The sequence below is a fragment of the Xenorhabdus santafensis genome (assembly GCF_033949405.1).
Classification (GTDB): Bacteria; Pseudomonadota; Gammaproteobacteria; order Enterobacterales; family Enterobacteriaceae; genus Xenorhabdus; species Xenorhabdus santafensis.
The window spans coordinates 1-599 of sequence record NZ_VCDN01000138.1 but is presented as its reverse complement, the minus strand read 5'-3'; the positions used below and the strand labels follow the sequence as shown (position 1 = coordinate 599).

Below are 599 nucleotides of genomic sequence, written 5' to 3'. Positions count from 1 at the left end.
TTTGGTACTAATTGTCAACTAGCGATGAGGATAGCAACACACTCCGGGATGAGTCGAAGGCACCAGAATTTTTTTATTAATTTTGGTGAAGATAGTGTCGATTCTGAAGGTAGATAAACATGCTAAAAAAACAAGACAGGCAGTGGACAGAAAAAAAGCTCCACCATCTCAAATGGGTGGCATGGGCGAATATCTTTGCGCAAGTGGCCTTTCCCGTTGCAGCGGCGATTACCCCTGCGGTGGCAACCGCCAACAGTGAACACCACGTTCGGGAAACTCAGACACATACCGGGCAAACCCGGCCTTATCGATTGAGTGCGGGTGAAAGCGTTAAAAGCGTGGCAAAGCGTCACGGTTTGACCGTCACGGAGCTAAAAAAACTCAATCAGCAGCGGGCATTCCATAAACCGTTTGCGAAGTTGGGAGCCGGTGACGAAATTGACGTGCCCCATTCCACATCTGAGCGGTTGCTGGCTGACAGCCTGAACGCTGCGGCTGACACGCCCGTGACAGGAAATAACACCGAGCGATGGCTGGCGAGCACCGCATCCCAAGCGGCAAGCATGATAAAAAGCGGCAACATGGTGGATAATGCCAAA

The 599-nt window shown here is 50.9% G+C and carries 1 pseudogene; it reads left to right on the top strand.

From position 1 onward, the window contains the following. Positions 1–119 precede the first annotated feature (119 nt). Positions 120–599 (top strand): annotated as a pseudogene (locus tag FE392_RS19240) (hypothetical protein); the annotation flags it as partial.